The organism is Zooshikella ganghwensis (genome assembly GCF_018263875.1).
GTDB classification, from domain to species: Bacteria; Pseudomonadota; Gammaproteobacteria; order Pseudomonadales; family Zooshikellaceae; genus Zooshikella; species Zooshikella ganghwensis.
The window spans coordinates 372,770-397,962 of record NZ_JAEVHG010000003.1 but is presented as its reverse complement, the minus strand read 5'-3'; the positions used below and the strand labels follow the sequence as shown (position 1 = coordinate 397,962).

22 protein-coding genes are annotated in these 25,193 nt (G+C 45.1%); 15 read left to right on the top strand and 7 right to left on the bottom strand.

Going from position 1 to position 25,193, the window contains the following annotated elements:
* Positions 1–2: 2 nt before the first annotated feature.
* From KHS79_RS07775 to KHS79_RS07765, 3 genes are all read right to left on the bottom strand, one after another.
* Entirely contained in the window at positions 3–827 is an 825-nt protein-coding gene (locus tag KHS79_RS07775) for a hypothetical protein (RefSeq protein ID WP_094787590.1), read from the bottom strand.
* A gap of 397 nt (positions 828–1,224) precedes the next feature.
* Positions 1,225–2,850, bottom strand: a complete 1,626-nt coding sequence (locus KHS79_RS07770) for an aldehyde dehydrogenase (NADP(+)) (RefSeq protein ID WP_212718102.1) — start codon at positions 2,848–2,850, stop codon at positions 1,225–1,227.
* Positions 2,851–2,918: 68 nt separating this feature from the next.
* Complete coding sequence (locus KHS79_RS07765; protein WP_027709792.1) at positions 2,919–3,920, bottom strand: 4-hydroxyproline epimerase; 1,002 nt, start codon at positions 3,918–3,920, stop codon at positions 2,919–2,921.
* Between the two features lie 205 nt (positions 3,921–4,125).
* On the opposite strand from KHS79_RS07765, the gene KHS79_RS07760 reads away from it, so the two are divergent.
* Both KHS79_RS07760 and KHS79_RS07755 read left to right on the top strand, forming a co-directional pair.
* Entirely contained in the window at positions 4,126–5,388 is a 1,263-nt protein-coding gene (locus KHS79_RS07760) for an NAD(P)/FAD-dependent oxidoreductase (RefSeq protein WP_212718101.1), read from the top strand.
* 58 nt (positions 5,389–5,446) lie between these two features.
* A complete protein-coding gene (locus KHS79_RS07755; protein ID WP_212718099.1) occupies positions 5,447–6,355 on the top strand; it encodes a dihydrodipicolinate synthase family protein in 909 nt (302 codons plus the stop codon).
* Positions 6,356–6,364: 9 nt separating this feature from the next.
* On the opposite strand, the gene KHS79_RS07750 is transcribed toward KHS79_RS07755, so the two are convergent.
* Complete coding sequence (locus KHS79_RS07750; RefSeq protein WP_212718097.1) at positions 6,365–7,111, bottom strand: substrate-binding periplasmic protein; 747 nt, start codon at positions 7,109–7,111, stop codon at positions 6,365–6,367.
* 227 nt (positions 7,112–7,338) lie between these two features.
* On the opposite strand from KHS79_RS07750, the gene KHS79_RS07745 reads away from it, so the two are divergent.
* A complete protein-coding gene (locus KHS79_RS07745; protein WP_212718095.1) occupies positions 7,339–8,067 on the top strand; it encodes a carbohydrate-binding protein in 729 nt (242 codons plus the stop codon).
* A 93-nt stretch (positions 8,068–8,160) separates the two neighbouring features.
* Here KHS79_RS07745 and KHS79_RS07740 read toward each other — a convergent pair whose 3' ends face one another.
* Positions 8,161–8,787 carry a Smr/MutS family protein gene (locus tag KHS79_RS07740; protein WP_212718093.1) on the bottom strand — a complete coding sequence of 209 codons (627 nt, stop codon included), beginning with the start codon at positions 8,785–8,787 and terminating at the stop codon, positions 8,161–8,163.
* A 149-nt stretch (positions 8,788–8,936) separates the two neighbouring features.
* On the opposite strand from KHS79_RS07740, the gene prmB reads away from it, so the two are divergent.
* The 3 genes from prmB to KHS79_RS07725 are packed head-to-tail and all read left to right on the top strand — an operon-like array spanning position 8,937 to position 12,248.
* A complete protein-coding gene (gene prmB / locus KHS79_RS07735; protein ID WP_212718091.1) occupies positions 8,937–9,869 on the top strand; it encodes a 50S ribosomal protein L3 N(5)-glutamine methyltransferase in 933 nt (310 codons plus the stop codon).
* Positions 9,870–9,929: 60 nt separating this feature from the next.
* On the top strand, positions 9,930–11,066 hold the full coding sequence (aroC, locus tag KHS79_RS07730; RefSeq protein WP_094787585.1) for a chorismate synthase: 1,137 nt from the start codon (positions 9,930–9,932) through the stop codon (positions 11,064–11,066).
* Between the two features lie 18 nt (positions 11,067–11,084).
* Entirely contained in the window at positions 11,085–12,248 is a 1,164-nt protein-coding gene (locus KHS79_RS07725; protein ID WP_212718089.1) for an MFS transporter, read from the top strand.
* Here the strand turns inward: KHS79_RS07725 and KHS79_RS07720 are convergent.
* A complete protein-coding gene (locus KHS79_RS07720) occupies positions 12,236–12,748 on the bottom strand; it encodes a SixA phosphatase family protein (protein ID WP_212718087.1) in 513 nt (170 codons plus the stop codon). The genes KHS79_RS07725 and KHS79_RS07720 overlap by 13 nt on opposite strands.
* An 83-nt stretch (positions 12,749–12,831) precedes the next feature.
* Positions 12,832–13,737 carry a LysR family transcriptional regulator gene (locus tag KHS79_RS07715; RefSeq protein ID WP_094787582.1) on the bottom strand — a complete coding sequence of 302 codons (906 nt, stop codon included), beginning with the start codon at positions 13,735–13,737 and terminating at the stop codon, positions 12,832–12,834.
* A gap of 211 nt (positions 13,738–13,948) precedes the next feature.
* On the opposite strand from KHS79_RS07715, the gene leuC reads away from it, so the two are divergent.
* From leuC to trpA, 9 genes are all read left to right on the top strand, one after another.
* A complete protein-coding gene (gene leuC, locus KHS79_RS07710) occupies positions 13,949–15,370 on the top strand; it encodes a 3-isopropylmalate dehydratase large subunit (protein ID WP_212718085.1) in 1,422 nt (473 codons plus the stop codon).
* Positions 15,371–15,379: 9 nt separating this feature from the next.
* On the top strand, positions 15,380–16,027 hold the full coding sequence (gene leuD, locus KHS79_RS07705; RefSeq protein WP_212718083.1) for a 3-isopropylmalate dehydratase small subunit: 648 nt from the start codon (positions 15,380–15,382) through the stop codon (positions 16,025–16,027).
* Between the two features lie 45 nt (positions 16,028–16,072).
* Positions 16,073–17,152, top strand: coding sequence for a 3-isopropylmalate dehydrogenase (leuB, locus tag KHS79_RS07700; protein WP_212718081.1), 1,080 nt, complete (start codon positions 16,073–16,075; stop codon positions 17,150–17,152).
* Positions 17,153–17,265: 113 nt separating this feature from the next.
* Positions 17,266–18,288 (top strand): aspartate-semialdehyde dehydrogenase, encoded by a 1,023-nt coding sequence (locus KHS79_RS07695; RefSeq protein ID WP_212718079.1) that lies wholly within the window; start codon positions 17,266–17,268, stop codon positions 18,286–18,288.
* Positions 18,289–18,612: 324 nt separating this feature from the next.
* A complete protein-coding gene (locus tag KHS79_RS07690) occupies positions 18,613–21,555 on the top strand; it encodes a FimV/HubP family polar landmark protein (RefSeq protein ID WP_212718062.1) in 2,943 nt (980 codons plus the stop codon).
* Positions 21,556–22,413: a tRNA pseudouridine(38-40) synthase TruA gene (truA, locus tag KHS79_RS07685; protein WP_212718061.1), complete on the top strand. Its 858-nt coding sequence runs from the start codon at positions 21,556–21,558 to the stop codon at positions 22,411–22,413.
* 80 nt (positions 22,414–22,493) lie between these two features.
* Positions 22,494–23,117: a phosphoribosylanthranilate isomerase gene (locus tag KHS79_RS07680; RefSeq protein WP_212718056.1), complete on the top strand. Its 624-nt coding sequence runs from the start codon at positions 22,494–22,496 to the stop codon at positions 23,115–23,117.
* Positions 23,118–23,133: 16 nt separating this feature from the next.
* A complete protein-coding gene (gene trpB / locus KHS79_RS07675) occupies positions 23,134–24,330 on the top strand; it encodes a tryptophan synthase subunit beta (protein WP_094787575.1) in 1,197 nt (398 codons plus the stop codon).
* 14 nt (positions 24,331–24,344) lie between these two features.
* Positions 24,345–25,148 (top strand): tryptophan synthase subunit alpha, encoded by an 804-nt coding sequence (trpA, locus tag KHS79_RS07670; RefSeq protein WP_027708559.1) that lies wholly within the window; start codon positions 24,345–24,347, stop codon positions 25,146–25,148.
* Positions 25,149–25,193: the final 45 nt, after the last annotated feature.

Genomic DNA, 25,193 nt, shown 5'->3' with positions numbered 1-25,193 from the left:
TTTTATTCAAATTCAGAGCAACTGTAGTAGCCTATTAACTTTCCATTGTTACTACTGAATAGCGGTACCTGGTTCATTTCGCGGAGATAATCATATTCATAGGCAGTGATTTTGCCCTGACTCAAGGACTGTAGTCGAAATACTTCACATCCTTTATCACCATCTTCAGATACAGGCTTTGATGGAATGGTATAGCTACAAGAAACATCGATATAGTCAGCTTCACCATTTAAATCAAAATAGGCTTCATAGCGAGGATTTGTAATTCTATAACGTAGGTTTTTCTTACCTGGTCTGAAACGGTTAGGAACGCTGGTGAGAGGATCAAGGTTAGTGCCAACGACTTCAGCATTTACTATGTTACCAATGCCATAGCCAAGTTCTACAGTCATTAATAATGAGTTTTCTGTTTCCTTGGCATAGCAAGCCAGGTTTTCGGGGCGGATATCTTTAATACATTGGGACCATGCATTAATAACACTATCGCTACTGTGCTGAATTAAAATATGAGATGACTTACTGCCTTCGTAATTATAATCAGATCCTGAACAGTTTTCTTTTTTCCATTGTTTTGCAGACTGACCACTACCACCTATAGTAAAAATACCAATGACATCAAGTTCTAAGCCACCACCACCGCCTCCAGAGCTTGACTCATGGCTACATAGCCATTTTTTTAAAGCAATCTTAGAATCGTAGTTTAAAGTTGACTCATAAGTTTGTAGCGTTCCATTCACTAATATCTGGTTACAGTGCTCATAATAATCCGTTGCAGATGCCATTAATGGTAATGTGGCTAGTGCAATACTTAAACATTTTAACTTCATAGAAAAGTCCTTTTGTTTATGGTTAATACTAATTAGTTCTTCTTTTAACGAACGAAAATGTTCAATTGAAAGTTAATTTAGATAGAAAACAATTAGGTGGGTTTAATTAAAATAAAGTCCATTACTATTGCCTGATTACCAAAATTCCCTTTCAGGGTGACTTTATATAAAATCGGTAATCTCTGACAAGATATTATTGCTCAATATAGACTAAAGTATAATACCCTTTTGGGTTATTTACTTTTACCTCTATTTAAATAGTATCTTTTTTGGGATGACTGACTGAATGGTTATAAAATGCTGTATGAATGTTTAAGCGGAAATGGTAGGGTTTTGTTTAGTACGGGGAGATAGGGGGAGGTAATGAGTACCTCCCCATCAGAAGTATAATAATATATTACCAGCCTGCTTGCGTTAGTTTACCGTCAACTAAACGCCAGAGCTTTAATGGATTCGCATTTTGTAGTGCAGGAGGAAGTAATTCATCAGGCGTATTTTGATAGCAGCAAGGTTGTAGAAAGCGTTGGATGGCTTGACTACCAACAGAGGTAAAGTGACTATTAGTTGTAGCAGGGTAAGGACCACCATGATGCATGGCATGATTAACTTCCACTCCGGTAGGAAAAGCATTAAATATAATTCGACCTACACGTTGCTGTATTCTAAGCATTAATTGCTCAACAAGGGGCGTATTTTGTTGTTGGAAAATTGAGGCTGTTAACTGTCCAGATAATTGATCAGTAATTGCGAATAACTCATCTTCATTAGCGCAGATAATTAATAATGTTGTAGGTCCGAATATCTCGTTTTCTAGGTTAGGATGTTTTAGGAAGTGTTTTGCTGAGGTAGAAAGTAGTTGTACCTGTGCTTGATTATTACCTTGGCTGGGGCGGCCTGAAGCCAGGGTGATTACACCAGGTATTGACTGTCGTTTATCACATTGCTGTATATAATGCTGATAAATCGAGGCAGAGAGCATAGTTTGCGCAGGTTGTTGTGCGCATAGTTTTTTAAGCGTCTCTATAAACGTGGATAAATTTTCATCTTCCATTACCACTACTAAGCCGGGTTTTGTACAAAATTGCCCAGCATTAAGGGTGAATGACTTACATAAATTATCTGCAATATTTTCATGCTGTTGTTTTAGGGCATCAGGCAAAATAAAAACAGGATTACTCGCTGCCAATTCGCCAAAAAAAGGAATAGGTTCAGGACGTTCGCAGGCAAGGTTATATAAATGGCGACCTGCTAATAGTGAACCTGTAAAACCGACTGCTTTTATAGCAGGTTGTTTGACCAGTAATTCGCTTAAAGAATGTTGTTGACCTTGTAGCAGTGAAAATATACCCGCAGGCATGGCCGTTTCTTTAATCGCCAGATCAATAGCATAGGTTACAAATTCTGAGGTGCCAGGATGTAGGGGATGACCCTTAACAATCACTGGGCAACCTGCTGCTAAGGCTGAAGCCGTATCTCCACCGGCAACTGAGAAGGCTAGGGGAAAATTACTGGCCCCAAAAACTGCCACAGGCCCTATAGGTATTTGCGTTTGACGTATATCTGGTTTGGGGAGTGGCTGACGGTTGGGGCTTGCCTGGTCAATGATGGGGTATAAGTCTAGCCCTTGTGTGAGGAGATCGGCAAACAGTTTGAGCTGATTTATCGTTCGTTGCAGCTCACTGGTGAGGCGAGTTTCAGGCAGGGCTGTTTCATTAATGGCTTGCTCAATAATGCCTGGTCCAAGCTGTTGAAGTTGTCTTGCAATAGCGCTTAAAAAGTTTGAGCGTTGCTTAGCGGAAAGTAGGCGATATTCGCTAAATGCTGACTGTGCTTTTTCTGCGGCTAAATCGACCAAGGTCTGATCAGTTTCATAGTACTGGGTCGGTAGAAGCTCGTTTGTAGCAGGGTTATATGCATTGAAGGTGGGTTGACCAGTAGGCTTAACCCACTCTCCAGCAATGTAGGAAAGCCCTGTCAGTGAAGGAAGCATGGGAAGGGTTGATGAAGAGGGTATTTGTGGCATAAGTGCGTCCTTGCTTTGTATTCAGCGGAAAAGCGAAAAAACTCATCATATCGGTGAATGATGACAGGTTACTTTACTTCAAAGCCTTGCCAGTAGGGGTCATCAGTATCCACCCAAATAGTGTTATGCCCTATGACTTTGGCCCAACCAGTAATACTGGGAAGTATGGCAGGGTAGTGACCTACCTCTGTCATAGCTTCTATACGCCCAGTAAAGAGACTGCCAATTATGCTTTCATGAACAAAGTGATCTCCTTCGTTTAAGCGACCTTTGGCAGCCCACTGAGCCATTCGTGCACTGGTGCCAGTGCCACAGGGTGACCGATCGATAGCGTTCTTACCAAAAAAAACAGCATTACGGCTAATCGCTTCAGGTTGAGTTGGCGCACCTGTCCAGAGTATATGATTCAAACCCGAAATAGTTTCATCAAAGGGGTGTTGGCAGGTGACGGTTTGGTTAATTTGTTCACGAATACGTGGACTGTAGTGTAAAATTTGTTGGGCTGAAATTGACTCTAACCCCTGATAATTGGGTTGAGGATCAATAATGGCGTAAAAGTTTCCGCCATATGCAATATCGATGGATAGTTCTCCCAGTTCAGGGCAATTCACTTTTATATCCTGATGCGCTAAAAAGGCGGGCACGTTAAATATGGTAACTTCACTGACATAGTTACCGTGTGTTTTATAAGTGAGGTGAATCGTCCCGGCTGGAGCATCGAGTATTAATTCACCTGCTTTTTTGGGGTGTAATAAACCTGACTCCAATGCGGCGGTAACTGTGCCAATCGTGCCATGTCCACACATGGGCAAGCAGCCACTGGTCTCGATAAATAAGATACTGGCGTCAGCCATTTTAGTGCAGGGTGGATACAAAAAAGCCCCTGACATCATTGCATGTCCACGTGGTTCGAACATTAAAGCTTGACGGATCCAATCATAGTGCTCAAGAAAATACTGGCGTTTTTCACTCATGGATTCCCCGATTAAATGAGGGTGTCCATTGGTGACCAGGCGAGCTGGATTGCCACAGGTATGAGCATCGATACAAAAAAAAGTCCCTTTACGCATGATTATTTCCTTATTTTTTTGGTTTAAATTTACTGTAAAAGTGGATTATTTAAATGTCAAAAAAATGAATTACTGGTTATGTCTACCCTAAAAAGTATAAGTAACTTACGTCATGTAAACGTCATTATTTTAAGGGAATATCTAAGGAATAAGAGTGTGTTAATGTTACTTGTTTTTGATTTGGCTGATAAAAAAAATGATAAAGATGCCAGTAGAAAAAAGTGATGTGGCGGTCATTGGGGCAGGAATTATTGGTATTTGTTGTGCAATTTTCCTGCAGGAACAAGGCTTTAAGGTTACTTTAGTTGATCGTGATCCTCCGGTGATGGGTGCGTCAAAAGGTAATGCCGGGCATTTTGCGACAGAGCAGGTGTTGCCTTTAGCATCACCGCAGTTACTCTGGCAATTACCGTCGATTTTGTTAAATCCGTTGGGACCTGTTGCTATTCAATGGCGCTATATCTTCAAGATTATGCCCTGGTGGCTACGTTTTCTACGACAAATGTCAAAACGAAAATACCAGCAAAATAGTCAAGGTATTGCTGCATTGAATAATAATGCTTTGGTTATCTACCAAGAATTATTATCACGTACAGGTCTAAAAGGGTTAATTCGTAGTCAGGGCTCTATGTTGGTGTTTGAAACACAACGAGCTTATTTAAGTTATTTGAAGCAACTAGAAGTCATGCAGGCGCATGGGGTTCAGTATGAATTGATGTCTGGCGCTCAAGTGTTGAAAAGTGAGCCGGCATTAAATACCAATATTAAAGCAGGCATATTTTTTTCGGATACTTGGCATACGATTAATCCAAGCCAATTCGCGACACAGTTATTTAATTATTTTCGTCGAGCCGGCGGACAATTTAAACATGCTGAAGTACTTGAATTAACACGAAAGCATAATGATAGACAGCAAGGTATTAAGATTAAAACTACGATGGGAAAATCCTGGTGGGTACCCCGTGTAGTCCTGGCAACGGGGGCGTGGTCAAAGCCATGGGTTTATCAGTTAACGGGAAAAAAAATCCCATTAGATACAGAGCGAGGCTATCATTTACATTTGCAGGGCTTACAAAATGTTATCTCAATACCGATCACTTCAGGTGAACGGAAATTTATAATGACACCTATGAGTGAAGGGTTACGTTTGGCCGGTACGGTAGAGTTTGCCGGTTTATCATTACCACCAAATATGCGACGGGCCAAGATGTTATTACCCCATGCTCAAGCATTGTTACCAGGGTTACCTGAACAGAAAATCAGTGCTTCGCAATGTTGGATGGGGTGCCGACCCTCATTGCCTGATTCTTTACCGATTATTGATGAAGATGAAGGTGTGTATTTTGCTTTTGGACATCAACATTTAGGGTTAACTCAAGCGGCAATCACTGCTTTATTGGTGAGTCAATTAGTCACAAGGCAGCGGAGTGAAATTGATTTATCACCATATCGTTTATCTCGTTTTTGATACATATTAATACAAAAAATATCGAATAAAAATCAACCAGCGGAGGGAGCAAGCCAATATGGATATTAACTGGCAAGGGGTATTTCCTGCAATTACCACACAATTTAATCAAGATGAGTCGATCAACTATGCCGCAACACAGCAGCAAGTGGATCGTCTTATTCAGGAAGGTGTCGATGGTATTATCGCCTTGGGTACTGTTGGTGAAAACTGTTCTTTGCACGAAAATGAAAAAATAAAATTATTATCTGCGGTGAAAGAAGCCGTAGCAGATCGTGTCCCTTTATTGTCAGGTGCTGCAGAATATACAACACAAGGTGTGATTCACTATATTCATCAGGCTATGCAAGTGGGTGTAGACGGCATTATGTTATTACCAGGTATGGTATATTCTGCCTCTGAGGATGAAGTTATTACGCACTACCAGACAGTTGCTCATCATTTTTCTGATGTACCAATTATGGTGTACAACAACCCTGCAGTGTATGGCGTTGATGTTTCTATTGCGGTTATGACGCAGTTGGTCCAATGCCAAAATATCGTGGCTATTAAAGAATCGTCATCAGACACGCGCCGTATAACAGAGCTGTTTAATCACTTTGGTGAACGCTTTATCGTCTTTGGTGGTGTTGATGATATTGCCTTGGAGTGTTTGCTGCTCGGTGCAAAGGGCTGGGTATCAGGGCTGACAAATGCTTTTCCCAAAGAATCCGTTACATTGTATAAGTTGGCATGTGCTGGACGATTGGCTGAAGCAAGAGCACTATACCGTTGGTTTTTACCATTGCTGCGTTTAGATACATTACCTACATTGGTGCAGTGCATTAAGCTAGTGGATCATTTATGTGGGCAGGGTGCAGAATGGGTAAGGGCACCTCGCAGACCGCTACAAGGTGAAGCAAGGCAACAGGTGATTAACCTTGTTGAGCAAGCCATGGCTCAGCGGCCTAACCTGCCAGTTTACTAAGTCAGGTGATCAGTTTACTAAATCAGGTGAAAGATACTTCGCCATAAGTTGACGAATTTTTCCTTGGTTTCGCAAGCTGTTCATGCTTTGCAGTAAAGTGTTGCTAAGCTCTGGGGGATGCTGGGAACACAAACAGGTTAATGGGTAGTGAGCATCCCTTAGACTGGTTAGGCGCAGACTAAAATTTGGTGTGTTTTTTTGGCGATGGTAAAACGACCAGGTATTATCAATCAGCGAGTCAACTCGCTTTAGTGTTAACAAGCGGTACATTGAATCAGTATCCTGCCGGTTAAGTCGAACCGAATACTCTTTTTTGAAAAGCGCTTCAAGTTGCGGACTATAGGTATAACCTAGGCGTGTTGCCACCGTCATTCCTTGCAGCTGTTGATAGTTTTTAATATCAGGAGCATCTTCATTCTGAATAAAGTACTCCTCATAATGGGTTAAGTCTGGTCCCCAAATAAAGCGTTCAGGTTTTTTGAGCCAATGTCTGTTGTACAAACAAAGCATATGAATTTTATTCTCTGCTAGCCACTCTTCAGCACGGTTAGTTGGTATTGCATGGAATACAGCAATATAGCCTGCTTCTTGGGCAATGGCTGTTCCCACATCAAAAACAATACCACCCACTACCGTGTGGTCTTGTATGATATCAATTGGTGGGCCATGCGCAACGAACCCTATTTTTATCAAGTCTTTAGCGTTAACACTGAGTGTTAGGGCTACAAACAAGATGTTTAACCATTGATAGTTCATGGTTGGAACACCTTACTCTGGTTAATTGCTCAAAAACACTTCTTAGTATCACCTTGCTTTTAGCATAGTTGAGTTAAGCAAAAAGAAATTATTTGCATAAAGCTCATGAGATAAAAAAAGAAGTAATTGGTACGGTGATTGTAAATAAGCAGCAACTGTCTTGTAATTTGTGGTATAACACCAGCGCTGGTTACAGGGAGGTGAACAACAATGCAAAAGGACTAGTTATGTTAAAGCGTTTCAATCCGTGGTTGCTTACTGGGGTATTACTCTGCTTACTGTCGGGCGTGAGTTGGGCCAGCCACCCTATTCAATTAGAAAAAGCCACCATTGGTACTGGGTTGGGTTGTTATGGTGCCTGTGGTCATTTAAAGGTTGCTGTGACTGTGGAAAACCTGGTGGCGGACAAGCAGGTTGTTGTGAAATATACGGTAGATGGCCGGTCATGGTATACAGGACAAGCCTATTATCAAGAGACGCTTGATAACAATCAGGAGCGTTGGTTTTTTGAGGTTAATATACCTTCGCGGCAATCACCTGTTCAGTTAGCGGTAGGGATGCAAGCTAATGGTACATGGTATTGGGATAATAATTATGGCCATAACTTTTTGGCCAAAGAAAACTTTCAGCGTAAACCTATTCAGTTTATTTCGGCAGAAAGAGGCAGAGGTTTGGGTTGTTATGGGTTGTGTGCTGACTTTACTGTCCATGTAGCCGTTGCCAATTTAGGTTACGAGAAAACAGTGCAAATGGTTTATCGGCTGGCAGATGGTGATCAGTGGTATGAATCATCTATAGGCAGTTATGTTGGGTTACTTGATGATCGACGTGAGTCCTGGGTACTTTATCTTCCTTATATTTATCCCAAAAACCGAGCGATTGAATTTGCAGTGCGTTATCAGGTAGCAGGAAAAATCTACTGGGATAACAATAATGGTGAAAATTACCTGTTTTAATTAATCAGTCGATAAACGATCATTAATAAATTGGTCAAGTGGGATAATGATATTTTATATTCCACTTGGCCTTCTTCATGCTGTTTAGTCTTGTCATGACTCATTTTTTTTGTGCTGCTGACGGTTCACGAGCACGTACATTGAGCCCGCACCACCATCAGTAGGCGGTGTTGTACAAAAAGCTTGCACACTAGGAATCTGTCGTAGCCAGGTATTTAAATAATCTTTGAGGGTAGGGCGGGATGACTTGCGGCGGTGTGATTTGCCATGAATGATTTTTACACAGCGCATATTATTGGCTTGGGCAAAGCCCAGAAAGGCCATAAGCGTTGCTCGTGCTTCATCCACTCGATAACCATGCAAATCCAGGCAGTACTCAACGGGTAACTGACCCTGTTTTAGTTTACGCATTCGACTGAGTTGTACCCCAGAGCGCCGGTATTCAACCGAATCTTCAGGACCCAGGGGCAGTAACAGTGTGTCCGATAAGCCATCAACGGGTGGGCTTATCATTTGTTCTGCAGCCTGACGGCGGGCCGGTAATGCAACATTATGCGGGTCGGGTGTTGAGGCAGTATGCATCACATGGTTGTGCTGGTAACGTTTTACTCCTTTCATGGCTTCATTGAAGGCCGCCTCATCATCCTTGTTGAGTGTACTGCTACTCTTAATAGGCGTATCAGTGTGTTCAGTATCGGGTGGACGTTTAGCATCAGCCATGAGAAAACCATTAAAACCTACAGCCATGAAATTCTATGTTAGTGGTATAACTGGGTTACTTGAATAGAAAAACAGCATCATCGTTAACTTTGCGCTAACATAGCGTCTCGTTAATGATAGTCAATAGCTTTGACCAATAGGAGACGAATGTGGTAGGTCAGCAAAAGCTTGCTTTTGACGGTTTGGAAACAGTTCGAGACTTTATCCGCTGGGCGTACAGTCGCTTTAATGAAGCAGAGTTATTTTATGGGCATGGGACCAATAATGGCTGGGATGAGGCTGTTCATCTGATTTTGCAAAGTCTTCATCTACCCTGGGACATTGATCAGCGTGTTTTAGATAGCCGGTTGACTTTGGAAGAGCGAGCCCATGTTGCCAGCTTAGTCTCTCGACGTGTTAATGAGCGGATCCCCAGTGCTTACTTGGTAAATCAAGCCTGGTTTTGTGGGCTACCCTTTTATGTTGATGAGCGTGTTTTAGTGCCTCGCTCACCGATTGCAGAGCTTATTGACCAACACTTCGAGCCTTGGTTGGGGGTGCAAGCTGTTTCACGTATTCTGGATATGTGTACGGGCAGTGGCTGTATTGGTATTGCTGCAGCCTATGCATTTCCAGAAGCAGAAGTGGTACTTGCCGATATTGATCATGATGCACTTCAGGTGGCGACTATTAATATCGACAAACATGAACTGGATGAGCGGGTCACTACAGTTGAGGCGGATCTATTTAAGGGAATACCTCAACAGCCGTTTGATATTATTGTCAGTAACCCCCCTTATGTGGATGCTGAAGATCTAAGCGATATGCCCCCTGAGTTTCATCATGAGCCTGAGCATGGGTTAGCTTCTGGTGAGGATGGTTTATGTCATACTGTGCAGATTTTAGCGCAAGCAGCCGATTATCTTACCGAAAAAGGGTTATTAATTGTAGAAGTGGGGAACAGTCAGTGGGCTTTACAGGATCAATTCCCACAAGTGCCTTTTAATTGGCTGGCTTTTGAGCATGGTGGAGATGGTGTCTTTTTACTCGAGGCCGAAAACTGTCGTCAATTTCAAGAAGACTTTAAGCAGGCCCTAATATGATGAGCGTAGAGCAAAAAGCAAATAATCAGTTAACGTAAATATGTAGTAGAGAATCGATTCATGGCGGGTAATACATTTGGAACCTTATTTACAGTGACAACGTTTGGTGAAAGCCATGGGTTAGCACTGGGCTGTATTATTGATGGCTGTCCTCCTGGTTTGCCTTTAAACGAGGCGGATATTCAACAGGAGCTTGATCGACGTAAACCGGGTACATCAAAGTTTACAACCCAACGGCGTGAACCTGATGCAGTAAAAATTTTATCAGGCGTGTTTGAGGGGGTAACTACAGGTACGCCAATCGGTTTGTTGATTGAGAATACGGATCAGCGCTCCAAGGATTATGGCAATATTAAAGATCAGTTTCGCCCGGCCCATGCTGACTATACCTACTGGCAGAAGTATGGCATTAGAGACTATCGTGGTGGTGGTCGCTCTTCTGCACGGGAAACAGCAATGCGGGTTGCCGCAGGCGCGGTGGCGAAAAAATATTTGCAAACCAAAGGTATTATGGTGCGTGGTTTTTTGTCGCAGCTTGGCCCTATAAAGGTGATGCCTGATGTACTCACCGAAGTGAACTGGGATGAAGTGAACAACAACCCATTCTTTTGCCCTGATCCCAGTCGCGTTAATGAGTTGGAAACTTATATGCAGGACCTGCGCAAGGAAGGTAATTCTATTGGTGCAAAAATAACCGTTGTCGCTTCAGGTATGCTACCAGGCTTAGGTGAGCCTATTTTTGACCGGTTGGATGCGGATATTGCTCATGGTTTGATGAGCATTAATGCGGTGAAGGGAGTAGAGATTGGGGCTGGCTTTGACTCAGTGACCCAAAAGGGGACAGAGCATAGAGATGCGTTGACGCCTGGAGGTTTTACTTCTAATAACGCTGGGGGTGTCCTTGGTGGTATTTCCAGTGGGCAGGATATCATTGCGCATATTGCACTTAAACCAACATCGAGCCTGCATTTACCTGGAGATAGCATTGATGTTGATGGTCAGCCAGTTACGGTTGTCACTAAGGGGCGTCATGATCCTTGTGTAGGTATTCGGGCCACACCTATTGCAGAAGCGATGCTGGCATTAGTGCTGATGGATCATTACTTGAGACATCGCGGTCAAAATGCGGATGTTTCTGTATCAACCCCAGTCATTCCAGCCCAGGCTCCTGTATCCGATACTACCAACGACACATAACTACCCACTGTTTTGCTTATGTCTTCTGACAGCCCACCCAACACTGTGCCTGTTCGCTCTTTGGCCAGTGTCTATGGGTGGTACTTTGTCATCCTAGGGATTTTGGTGCCTTATTGGGCACCCTACCTGCAAAGCCAAGGTTTTTCCTCCAGTGAAATCGGTATCCTGCTTGCTATTTTAATGGCGACTAAAGTCATTGCTCCTCTGGTTTGGGGGCTATTGGCAGATTATTTTTTTTGCTCATTAAGGCTGGTGCGTATAGGCACACTTTGTAGTGTTGTGGCTTTTGCAGGCGTATTTGGTGTCGATGCCTTTTGGCCAATGGCATTTGTCATGGCTTGCTTTAGCTTTTTTTGGAATGCGGTATTACCGCTGCTTGAAGTCATTACTCTGCGTTTTTTAGTGGGGCAAACACAGTTTTATAGCCGGATACGTTTATGGGGCTCTATTGGGTTTATTGTTGCCGTGTTAGGCGTCGGTGGATTATTAGATTTCATTAGCCTGGACTGGGTACCTTGGTTATGCTGGCTAGCATTTTGGGGATTATGGCTTGCCAGCCTGGCGTTGCCGATGTCTACTAAAAGGGCTTCTGGCACAGCGGTCGTTCCACCACATAAGATGTACTTTAGAATGACGCCTGTGGTTGGTTTTTTCGCTGTAGCGGCGCTTGTGCAACTAGCCCATGGGCCGTATTACGCATTTTTCAGTATTCATTTACAGAATCATGGTTATAGTCATACCACCATTGGCAGTTTGTGGGCATTGGGTGTTTTAGCAGAGGTTATCTTGTTCCTGTTTATGCACCAGCTATTACCAAAGCTGGGGGTGCGTAACTGTTTGATGTTAGGACTGTTAGGTGCTGCCCTGCGCTGGTTTATGATTGGCTGGTGGGCAGACAGCCTAGTGCTCATTACCTTGGCACAGTTGCTCCATGCCCTGTCTTTTGGGGCCTGTCATGCCGCTTCGATTGAGTTTGTTCACCGCCAATTCCCTGAGGGACTGGCGGGGCGAGGGCAAGCACTTTATAGTGGTATTAGCTTTGGCCTGGGAGCAGGCCTGGGGGCGCTAGCAGCAGGCTATGGCTGGGAGAGCCTCGGCGCAGCTATGACATTCAGTATGGCTAGCCTGGTTTGTGTTCTGGGCTTATGGCTGACGTATGTTGTTTTACCTCAGGTGCGTTGATCACGCGTTAATACCTCCTTGGGGCGTAAACACTCTCGTACCTTCCCTGCATCAGGGCCAATATCACGCCAATGACTAATAGGTAAATCAATACACACTGCTGCGCAGGTGGTGAGGTGTCCAGGAAAAGCACTGTCTAGCTCAGTCGCAAGCATTTCTAAACCAGGGTTATGGCCGATAACCATTAAGCTTGAAATTTTATCAGGTACTTCACTGATCACCGTGTACAGTGCAGAGGTAGGCGCCTCGTAAATCATTTCTTCCCACTGCACGTTTTTCGACTTTATTTTAAAATAAGGCAGTAACAGCTTAGTGGTTGCTCGGCAACGTTTTGCTGGGCTGGCGATAATGTATTGTGGAACCCAACCGACATCGGCTAATACCTGTCCCATTTGGGGAGCAACGGTTTTTCCGCGCTTATTTAAGGGGCGATCAAAATCTTCGAGTGTGCTGTCTTTCCAGCTTGATTTGGCGTGTCGTAATAAAATGAGTTCCTTCATATATGTCTTCCTTTACCGAACATCCTCATTACACGTCATTAGCACTATACCCTTCAAGATCGGGGTATATGTTTGTTAACTCATTACTCTATTTGTTCATTAAGCTGCTTAATAAATGCACTTGCAGCATTGGATAGGGTTCGTTCACTGTGGTGAATATAGCCTAAGTAGCGATTTAGCAAGATATTTTCTGGGTTTAAAGCAGTGAGTTGGTCATCAAGCATCGTTGCCGGCAGTACACTCCAGGCCAGCCCAATAGAAACCATCATTTTGATGGTTTCTAGGTAGTTTGTGGTCATTGAAATGGTAGGGGTCAGACCTCTTGTGCGAAAGGCTTGTTTGACGATGCTATGAGTAAACGTATGGCTACCAGGGAATACGGCTTTTGTAGAGCATAGGTGTGCTAACGTCAGTGAAGATTGGGTAGCCAGGGGGTGGTCTGGGGCGACAACAAAGTTGAGCCTGTCCTGCCAGACTAGCTGGCTGCAAATATTTTCTGTCACTAGCTTCACACCGTTACTGGTGTGGTCAACTTGACTGGGTGCTAGTGTAATTACTGCCACTTCGACCTCACCATGCTGAATGGCTTCATAGGCTTGTTCTGAATCTAAGAAGCGAATATCCAGTGTGACTTCTGGATATGTCCGACTAAACTGGCGCAGTACTGGTGGTAAACGGTGTAAGCCTATGTGGTGACTGGTGGCAATGGCGAGTCGCCCATTAACTTCACCACTTAGGTTGCGAATCTCACGGCAGGTGTCTTCAATATTGGCAAGTATTCGGTAGGCACGGGGTAATAATGCGCTTCCTGCCTCTGTTAAAGTGATCTGGCGTCCAAACCGGTCAAACAGCCGGGTAGCGAGTAACTGCTCTAAGTTTGCGATCCTTTTACTGACGGCCGGCTGGGTCAGGCATAACTGGTCTGCAGCCAATGAGAAAGACTTGGATTCAGCAACGGCAATAAAGGCTTGTAAGGTTTGTGGGTCCATGATTTAACATTAAGCTATTCCTTTTTTTTATGCAATAATTAAAAATTATTAATTTGTTTTATCCGGTGGAAGAAATTAGCATTAAGCAACCTAATAATCACAATCCTTTATCTGTGTAGCCTGTGACTTATAGCCCAAGGCACTGGCTATGCTTTTTTAGCAGTGCTCAAGCGCAGGCTCTGCTGTTTAGCCTAAATGAGAGGATAGCCAAATGGCAGGTAGAACGTTATACGACAAGTTGTGGGATAGCCATGTGGTCAGTGCCCGAGATGATGGCTCTGCTTTACTTTATATTGATCGACATTTATTGCATGAGGTGACTTCCCCTCAGGCTTTTGAAGGGCTGCGTTTAGCACAACGAAAGCCTTGGCGTCTCGATACTAATCTGGCGACACCTGATCATAATGTCCCCACTACCACTAAAGAGCGAGCGCATGGTATCGATGGCATTGCCGACCCGATTTCTCAAATACAGGTAAAAACGCTGGATGATAACTGCCAGTATTTTGGGATTAATGAGTTTGCCATGAAGGATCAGCGGCAGGGTATTGTCCATGTAGTGGGACCAGAGCAAGGTGCCACATTACCAGGAATGACGGTTGTGTGTGGTGACTCCCATACATCAACCCATGGTGCATTTGCGGCACTGGCCCATGGTATTGGTACCTCCGAGGTAGAGCATGTGCTTGCTACTCAGTGCCTTGTCACCAAAAAAATGAAAAACATGCAGGTGCGGGTTGAGGGCGCACTGCCCCATGGTGTTACCGCAAAGGATGTGGTGCTGGCTATTATTGGTCAAATAGGTACTGCGGGTGGTACTGGCTATGCCATTGAATTTGCGGGTGAAGGCATTCGTAGCTTAAGTATGGAAGGGCGGATGACGGTCTGTAATATGGCTATTGAAGCGGGTGCTCGGGCAGGGATAATTGCTGTTGATGAAACAACCATCGACTATTTGCAGGGACGTCCCTTTGCGCCTCAAGAAGAGCACTGGCAGCAGGCTGTTGCTTATTGGCGTACGCTGGTATCTGATCCAGATGCGGAGTTTGATGAAGTGATCACTTTACCGGCAGCCGATATACAGCCCCAGGTAACCTGGGGGACTTCCCCTGAAATGGTGGCACCAGTGACCAGCCAAGTGCCTGATCCCAAGCAGGAAGCAGACCCAACCCGGCGGGAAGGTATAAGTCGAGCGTTACACTATATGGGGTTAACACCAGGCATGGCGATAAGCGACATTAAACTGGATCGTGTATTTATTGGTTCTTGTACTAATGCCCGTATTGAAGACTTACGCGCTGCCGCCGCCGTTGTGAAAGGTAAACATGTGGCTGCCACCATTAAGCAGGCATTGGTTGTACCTGGGTCCGGATTGGTAAAAGCGCAGGCCGAGCAAGAAGGTTTGCACCAGATTTTTATAAGTGCGGGTATGGAGTGGCGAGAGCCTGGCTGCTCAATGTGTCTAGCCATGAACGCAGACAAGCTGGGGTCAGGCGAGCATTGTGCCTCAACGTCAAACCGTAACTTTGAAGGGCGGCAAGGTTTTGGCGGTAGAACCCACTTAGTGAGCCCGGCGATGGCGGCAGCAGCAGCGATTGCCGGTCATTTTGTTGATATAAGACAGTGGCAGTAGGGGGAAATCATGCAGGCATTTACCACATTAACCGGTTTGGTCGCGCCTTTAGAGCGAGACAATGTTGATACTGACATGATTATTCCCAAGCAATTCTTAAAGTCCATTAAGCGCTCAGGCTTTGGGCCAAATCTGTTCGATGAGTTGCGCTACCTGGATGAAGGTCAGCCAGACCAGGATTGCAGCCAACGCCCACTTAACCCAGACTTTATATTGAATCAACCTTGTTATCAGGGGGCTTCTATTTTATTAGCAGGTCGCAACTTTGGCTGTGGTTCAAGTCGTGAGCATGCTCCCTGGGCACTATTGGATTACGGCTTTCGTTGTATTATTGCCCCCAGCTTTGCAGACATTTTTTACAACAACTGTTTTAAAAATGGCATTTTGCCGATAACGCTTTCCGAAACAGAAGTAGAAGCATTATTTCATGCAGAAAATGCGGCTAATGAAGGGCTAAAGCTGACCGTAGATTTACAACAACAGGTCATAACACTACCTGACGGACAGCAGTTTTCGTTCAACATTGACGAATTTCGGCGCAACTGTTTATTGCAAGGACTTGATGAAATAGGTCTGACGCTGCAACAGGCAGATAAAATTAAAGCGTTTGAAGCGCGTCATCAGCAGCAATTTCCGTGGTTATTTGCAGCGCACTAATTGATTATAAGGCAGTTTTTTTCTGTTTTAAGAAGAGAGATTTCCATGCAAGCAAAACGAGTTTTGACTTTAGCCGGTGATGGTATTGGTCCAGAAATAATGCAGCAAGGTATACGCGTGCTGGAGACGGTTGCGGCTAAGTTTAACCTGCCCATAAAAATGGAAAGTGCCCTGATTGGGGGAGCTGCTGTTGATGCTGAAGGCCAACCTTTACCTGCATCTACCTTAGCAGCCGCTAAAGAAAGTGATGCCATTTTACTGGGGGCGGTGGGTGGCCCTCAATGGGATACTTTGCCACGGCCACAAAGACCTGAGCAAGGTCTATTGGGGATTCGCTCGCAACTGGAGTTATTTGCAAACCTGCGTCCAGCCTTGTTATTTGAACCGTTAGCCAGTGCTTCTACCCTTAAACCGGAAGTAGTCGCTGGACTGGATTTACTGATTGTGCGGGAGTTAACTGGAGGCATTTACTTTGGTCAGCCGCGTGGCGTTGAAACGTTAGATAGTGGAGAACGTGAAGGCTTCAATACTTATCGTTATCGTGAGAGTGAAATTAAGCGTATTGGTCATGTGGCTTTTCAAGCGGCTCAACGTCGAGGAAAAAAACTGTGCTCAGTGGATAAGGCGAATGTGTTAGAAGTGACAGGTCTGTGGCGTGAGGTGATGAATGAACTAGCCGCAGAATACCCTGAGGTTGAGCTGACGCATATGTATGTTGACAATGCCGCCATGCAGCTTGTGAGAGCACCCAAGCAGTTTGATGTCATTGTGACGGGTAACATGTTTGGCGATATATTGTCAGATGAGGCCGCCATGTTAACGGGCTCAATCGGTATGTTGCCATCAGCATCACTTGCAGCGTCAGGGCTGGGAATGTATGAACCTTGTCATGGTTCGGCCCCTGATATTGCGGGTCAAGATAAAGCCAATCCTTTGGCTATGATTTTGTCTGTTGCCATGATGCTGAGGCACTCTCTACAGTATCCAGAAGCGGCTGCAGCCATTGAACAGGCTGTCGCTGACGTGTTAACACAGGGTTTGAGAACAGCGGATATTGCTCACGAAGGTAATTCCATTATTGGCACACAAGCGATGGGTGAGGCGGTTATCAAAGCACTAAATTGATAATTCGCAGTGTGATTTACGACAGTTTGCATTAGTCTGTAGAGTAATAGGTGTGCTTAGCGTAGTGCATTTATTTTAATCTTTGATCAAAAAAATAGGATAGATACAGCAAGATGAGTAAAACATTTGATGTGGCTGTAGTTGGTGCGACAGGTGCTGTAGGTGAAACTATGCTGGGCATTATAGCTGAGCGTAAGTTCCCGGTAGGTAAAATTTATGCACTAGCCAGTAGCCGCTCTGCGGGTAATACCGTGTTATTTGGTAGTAAATCAGTTGTTGTAGAAGACTTAGCCGAGTTTGACTTTAGTAAAGTGCAGATTGCATTGTTTTCTGCGGGTGGCAGTATTTCAGCAGAGTATGCACCTAAAGCGGGGGCTGCTGGGTGTGTCGTGATTGATAATACCTCGCACTTTCGTTATGACCCAGAAATACCACTGGTGGTGCCTGAAGTTAATCCTGCTGCGGTCGCTGACTATAAAAAACACAATATTATTGCTAACCCAAACTGCTCAACTATTCAAATGTTGGTGGCGTTAAAGCCAATTTATGATGCGGTTGGGATTACCCGAATTAACGTCGCAACTTATCAGGCTGTTTCGGGTACAGGTAAAGAGGCGGTTAATGAACTGGCTGGACAAACTGCTAAATTATTAAATGGGCAGCCGGCTGAAGCAGAAGTCTATCCAACCCAAATTGCTTTTAATGTTTTGCCGCATATTGATGTATTTCAAGACAATGGATACACCAAAGAAGAAATGAAAATGGTGTGGGAAACACAGAAAATTTTTGGTGACGCTGAGATTAAAGTTAACCCTACCTGTGTCAGGGTACCTGTGTTCTATGGACACTCAGAAGCTGTGCATATTGAAACGCGCACTAAAATTACGGCAGATGAGGTCAGATCTCTTTTACAAAAGGCGCCAGGTGTCGAGTTAATGGATGAGCGTCAGGATGGGGGATATCCGACACCCGTGAAGCAGGCATGTGGTCATGATCCTGTGTATGTTGGGCGAATCCGTGAAGATATTTCTTGTGATCTGGGTCTCAGTTTGTGGGTTGTAGCGGATAATGTTCGCAAGGGAGCGGCGCTAAACAGTGTACAAATTGCTGAGATATTGATAAAAGACTATTTATAATTGATACTTAGTAAGGTTATTACATCTAATTTCTAGATTTTGTTATTAACTAGTTATCAATTTTTTTGTGAAGTAATATCTTGTTCTATTGTGATGCTGGACAGGTAAGCGGGCTACTTATCTGTCCATTCTGTTTTATACTCATCAAGAAAATGACACTTTGTGCTATCACTTGAATATGCATTTTATTTTTTTAGGCTGCTTATGTGAGCTACGTTATGGTTACCTGGGGAACTGGCAGAAAAAAAACGGGTCGGGATGAGTATGAATTCTCTGGCTGCTCAACAGAGCAAGACTTTACCGAATAATAAAGGATTGAGAATTATGGTGCGCAAGTTAGTAGTAGCAGTCGCGGCTGCCGGATTATTGTCATCTGGCGTGGCGAATGCTCTTGGACTTGGGGAAATTACCCTCAATTCCGCATTAAACCAACCCCTCGATGCTGAAATAGAGCTGATACAAGTACGAGACTTGGGGTCTTCTGAGATATTGCCGAATTTGGCAACCAATGAGGACTTCAATCGTGCGGGTGTAGAGCGCATATTCTTTCTCAGCAATCTAAAGTTTCAAACTGTCGTCAAAAAAAACGGTCGGTCATATATAAAAGTCACCAGCCGTAAGCCTGTCAGTGAACCCTATTTAAATTTTTTGGTTGAGGTACATTGGCCAAGTGGTCGTCTATTACGTGAATATACAGTCCTTCTCGATCCTCCTACATTTAGCCAGCAGCCAGTTACAACTGTTCAAGCACCTGTTTCCAGCGCACCGGCTCAGCAACCTCGTGCTCAACAACCTACAGCAGAGCCAGTCAGCCAGCCTGCCACGACCGGTGGTTTAGATGGTGATCAATACACAATCCGGGCCAATGACACGCTGTGGGAGATCGCGGCACAAGTTAGGCCATCTCGAGATATCACTGTTCACCAGACAATGGTTGCCTTGCAGGTCCTCAATCCTGATGCATTTATCAATGACAACATCAACCTGCTAAAACGTGGCAAGGTGCTTAGAGTACCAAACTCTGAGCAAATCAAGCAGGTTTCACACAACGAAGCCGTTTCATTAGTGGCCGAACAAACCCGGGCCTGGAAAGCGGGCGATCTACAGGCGCCTCAACTGGATGCAACACGCCGTGCTTCGGCTGCCCCTGAGCCTGAAGCTGGAGACAGTGATGGTCGCTTGAAAATTGTGTCAGCTCCAACGCCTTCTCCTTCACAAGAGGACGGTGGTGGGGATACAGGGCAAACAGGTCCTTCTGCACAGCAAGTTGAGACGTTGCAAAATGAGCTGTCGGTTACTCAGGAAAACTTAGATAAAGCTCGCCGCGAAAATGAAGAAATTACTTCCAGGCTTACTGAATTGGAAGATCAAATTGGTACCTTGCAACGCTTGTTGAGCCTCAAAGATGAGCAGCTTGCTGCATTGCAGGCCAAGCTGAGTGAGCAGGAGTCTGCTGGGGTCCAGCAACCTGCTGTACCTGAGCCAGAGCCTGTCCGAGAACCTGCTGTTACCACTGAGCCTGAGCCACAGCCTGAAACGGAGCCTGTTCCCACGGAAACTGTCGACACACCTCAGCCAAAACCTGAAGTCAGTCTGATCGACCGTATCTTACAAGAACCAATGTATTTGGTTGGAGCTGGCGGTACAGTAGTGCTAGTAGTGTTGGGTCTGCTGTTTTTGTCTCGCCGAAATGCTCGTAAAGAGGAAGAGTTATACCAGGAGTCCTTGGACGCCGAAGCAGATACCATGCTGATCGACGAGGAAGAGGAACTGGAGCAAAAAAAAATTTCAGAAGCCGCGCTAGAGGAAGACGAGAAACCTTCAGCGCCAGTGAAACCTGAAACCAGTGATCCTTTGGGTGAGGCGGATATTTACATTGCTTATGGTCGCTTTTCTCATGCCGAAGATCTCTTGCGTAATGCGATTAATGATGAACCCAGCAGAACTGATCTCAGGGTAAAACTGCTGGAAGTTTATGCCGAAATGCAAAATGCCGATGCCTTTAAGCGAGAATTTTCAGAGCTTGAAGAGCTGTCTGATCAGGGTGCAATCAATAAGGCGAATGCTCTAAAAGGGAAGTTCCCTTCAGATGCCTTTGGTGTTGCAGCAACGGACGCAGGCATTGACTATTTGGCAGGTGATCAAGACCTTGCCAGCCTTGAAGCTGAGTTAGCCAGTGATACCTTAACCATGGATGATCTGGATGAAGAACTGAGCCTGGATGACTTAGGGCTGGAAGAACCCGAAAAAAAAGTTGAAGCACCTGAAGATGAGAGTGTTTTAACCTCAGATTTGGATGAAGAGTTAGATTTATCCCTGGATGATCTGGAAAAGGAAGTTGATGAGTTATCCGGTGAGTTGAGTCTGGATGCATTGGATGAAGCAGCTGAAGCCTCTTTAGAAATCCACCCTCAGGAACGTGAGGCTGGGTACACTGAGATGGAGGGGCTTGACTTTGACCTTGATAAAGAGCTGGCTGAAGTCGATGCGGAAGCACAAGGGTTAGACTTTGATCTGGACAGTATAGAGCCTGCAGCGACTGAATCACTTGATGATGCGCTCAGTCTAGATTTGGAGTCCACAGAATTAGCTACAGGTGAAGTAGAAAGCTTAGGTGATGAGTTTGCACTGGATGAAGAGCTAAAGCTTGAACCAGAGCAACCATTGGCTGAAACAGAAGAAGTCGAAATGGACTTCAGCTTGGATGACCTGGAGCTAGAAGGCACTGATGAGGTTGCATTTGACGAAGCCTTTGACCTTGCTGTCAGTGACGAGGCATTAGTTGATGAAGCTCCACTTACTGCGGAAGAAACTGTTACAGAACCAGAACTGACATCCGAAGAAAAAGACTTTATGCTTGGCGCTGAATTAGATGACGATTTGGCTTCTTTGGATGCGGCTACTGAAAGTTTAGCGGCAGAATTATCAGGAGCTGTAGGTGAAGAAGAGCCTGTAACACAGGAAATGGTTGAGCCTGAGCCTCAAGTTAAACCTGCTCCTGTTGCAGAGGTCAAACCTGAGCCAGCAGCTGTAGAGCCAGAGCCAGTACCTGAAGCACCTAAGGCAGCACCACCGGCTGCTGAAAGTGCAGATGATATGGCGTTGTTGGCTGGTGCTGATGAGACGGCCACTAAACTTGATCTTGCACGTGCTTACATCGATATGGGTGACCATGAAGGTGCGCGCGATATTCTTGATGAAGTGATGCAAGAAGGTAATGATAGTCAAAAACAGGAAGCCCAGACATTAATTAATAGTATGGGTTAAATGGTAAAAGAAGTAACTTTAGTGTCGGATTCGACTTCCCAGCCTGTTGACTCCGACACTCAGCGCTATGCCGCCAGTGTTGAATATGACGGCTCTCCTTTTCTAGGCTGGCAAACTCAAAAACATGGACCTTCAGTGCAAGCTGCAGTGGAAGTTGCGCTGTCCAAGGTTGCCAATCACCCAGTCAGTGTTGTCTGTGCTGGGAGAACGGACACAGGGGTCCATGCCTCTAACCAAATTATTCACTTTGATAGTTCTGCTGATCGTAGTTTGCGGGGGTGGGTGTTTGGTGCCAATAGCAATCTACCACCTCAGGTCGCTGTGCGTTGGGTTAAACCTGTCTCTACAGAGTTTCATGCCCGATTTCGTGCAGACTATCGGCGCTACCGTTATGTAATTTATAACGCACCAGTGCGTCCTGCTGCTTTGGCTAAGGGGGTGACGTGGAATTATCGACCTTTAGATGCAGAAAAAATGCACGAAGCTGCCCAGTGCTTAGTGGGTGAGCATGACTTTACCTCCTTTCGAGCGATTGGCTGTCAGGCCAAAACACCTTGCCGTAATATTTCGCATCTGACCGTAAAGCGTTATGGTGAACTGGTGGTTATTGATGTGCAGGCCAATGCATTTTTACATCACATGGTTCGCAATATTGCGGGTGTGCTCATGGCTATTGGTTGTGGTAAGCGCCCGGTAAACTGGATTCAAGAAGTGTTGGCAGTACAAGATCGCACACAAGGTGGAGTCACTGCCCCACCTTATGGTTTGTACTTTGTGGATGTGGGATATCCTGAACACTTTGGGCTGGAACGAGGGGTACTAGGACCTTACTTTTTATCAGCGTTATTACCAGAGTAATAAGTCAGGGGTGTTTGGATGGTAATCTGGCACCGCTTTTCATATTTTTTTGATAGTGGCATAAAGAAAAGGGCGTAAGGGTGAAGCCAAGAACCAGAATAAAGATCTGTGGAATAACTCAGCCTGATGATGCTGCCTATGCTGTCGCTGCAGGGGTTGATGCTATTGGTTTAGTTTTTTACCCGAAAAGTCCTCGAGCGGTTTCAGTTGCCCAGGCGCAGGCTATTGTGAGTAAAGTACCTGGTTTTGTAACGGTCACAGGTCTTTTTGTTGATGCTTCTGCAGCGTATATTTGGCAACACTTAGAGGCTATCCCGCTTGGTTTGCTGCAGTTTCATGGTAATGAGTCTGTGCATTTTTGTGAGCAGTTTAAGCGCCCCTATATAAAGGCAATTCGTGTGCGGCCAGGTATGGATATTAGAGCGGCGATCGGGCAGTATAAAACAGCTTGCGGCATATTACTGGATAGTTATCAGCCTGGAGTGCCCGGAGGCACAGGTATATGTTTTGATTGGCAGGCTATCCCTGATGACCTGGACCAACCATTAATTATTGCCGGTGGACTGAACCCAGACAATGTTCAGCAAGCGATTCAATCTCTTCAGCCTTTTGCAGTGGATGTAAGTGGAGGGGTTGAGAAAAGTAAGGGTGTAAAAGACCATCAAAAAATTCTGGCTTTTGTGAGAGAGGTTGCCAGTGTCTGAGCATATAAACGAGGAAATGTTAAAGAGTTTACCTGATGCCCATGGTCATTTTGGTAAATACGGGGGCCGCTTTGTATCTGAAACATTGATGGCGGCCTTGGATGAGTTGAATGAGACCTATCAGAAGCTTGCTCAAGATAAGGACTTTTTAGCTGAGTTTGATCGCGATCTTAGCCACTATGTTGGTCGCCCATCACCTCTCTATCATGCTGAACGATGGTCACGCACTGTAGGTGGTGCGCAAATTTACCTTAAACGGGAAGACCTTAATCATACAGGGGCACACAAGGTCAATAACACCATTGGTCAAGCTTTGTTAGCCAAGTATATGGGTAAGCCCAAGGTCATTGCTGAAACGGGGGCAGGTCAGCATGGGGTAGCTTCTGCAACAGTGGCTGCTCGGTTTGGCTTAGAGTGTAAGGTATTTATGGGGGCGGTTGATGTCGAGCGCCAATCACTTAATGTTTATCGCATGAAGTTGTTAGGTGCCGAAGTCGAAGCGGTTCAGTCGGGCTCAAAGACCCTAAAAGACGCCCTTAATGAAGCACTGCGACACTGGGTGACTCATGTTGATGATACCTTCTATATTATTGGCACTGTGGCGGGCCCTCACCCTTATCCGCAAATGGTACGGGACTTTCAGGCGGTGATTGGGCGAGAGGCTAAACAGCAGTGTATTGCGCAAACCGGTCGTTTACCGGATGCACTCGTAGCTTGTGTTGGCGGTGGTTCTAATGCAATTGGTTTATTTTATCCTTTCATTACTGATCACCAGGTCGCTATGTATGGGGTAGAGGCTGCTGGTTTTGGGGTTGACACAGGCAAACACTCTGCACCATTGTGCGCGGGTCGCCCTGGTGTACTGCATGGTAATCGAACCTATCTGATGCAAGATGATAACGGACAAATAATCGAAACCCATTCAGTTTCTGCAGGCCTTGATTATCCGGGTGTTGGCCCAGAGCATGCCTGGTTAAAAGATATTGGTCGCGCAAATTATGTGGCGATCACTGATGAAGAAGCGCTGTCTGCATTTCATAAGCTGACGCAATTAGAAGGTATTATTCCAGCGTTAGAAAGTAGCCATGCGTTAGCTTATGCAGAAAAACTGGCTGCAACCATGAGGCCCGAGCAAACGATTGTGGTGAATTTATCCGGGCGGGGCGATAAAGATATTCATACTGTAGCTGCGCTGGATGGGGTGCGCGTTTAATTGGGGGAGTAATCATGAGTCGTATTCAAGACTGTTTTGCTGCACTGTCAGCAACGCAACGCAAAGCGTTAATCCCATATATTACCGCGGGTGATAGTCACCCCTCGCTAACGGTACCCCTGATGCACGGCCTGGTTAAGGCGGGTGCTGATATTATTGAGCTTGGGGTACCTTTTTCTGATCCAATGGCGGATGGTCCCGTTATCCAACTTGCTTGTGAACGTGCTTTACAACATGGCATTAATATTCGACAAGTGTTGGCAATGGTGGCGGAGTTTCGACAAACTAATCAGTCAACACCTGTAGTGCTTATGGGCTATTTAAACCCTATTGAAAACATGGGTTATGAAGCCTTTGCTCAAGCCGCCGCCGAGGCTGGTGTTGATGGGGTTTTAACGGTAGACTTGCCGCCCGAAGAAGCTGACTCGCTATCCACAATCTTAAATACACATCATATTGATAGCATTTTTTTATTGTCACCCACGACAGAAGAAGCACGTATTGCACAAATTACCAAAGCCTCAAGTGGTTATTTGTATTATGTATCGCTTAAAGGGGTGACAGGGGCTGCCTCACTGAATGTCAGTGAGGTTGCCGAACGTTTGAGTTTAATTCGACAACACACCACGCTGCCGATTGCCGTTGGATTTGGCATTAAAGATGGAGCATCGGCTCAAGCTATTTCTGCCTTGGCAGATGGTGTTGTGGTTGGTAGTGCGCTGGTGGCTCAAATCGGTGCAGAACAAGAAAACCAAGACGTGGCTCTTGCCAAAGTGACTGCTATTTTGGCTGAGATGCGCCACGCAATGGATTCATAGTAATTATCCAGGGCGATTAATCGCCGCTTAGCAACAATTTTGAGA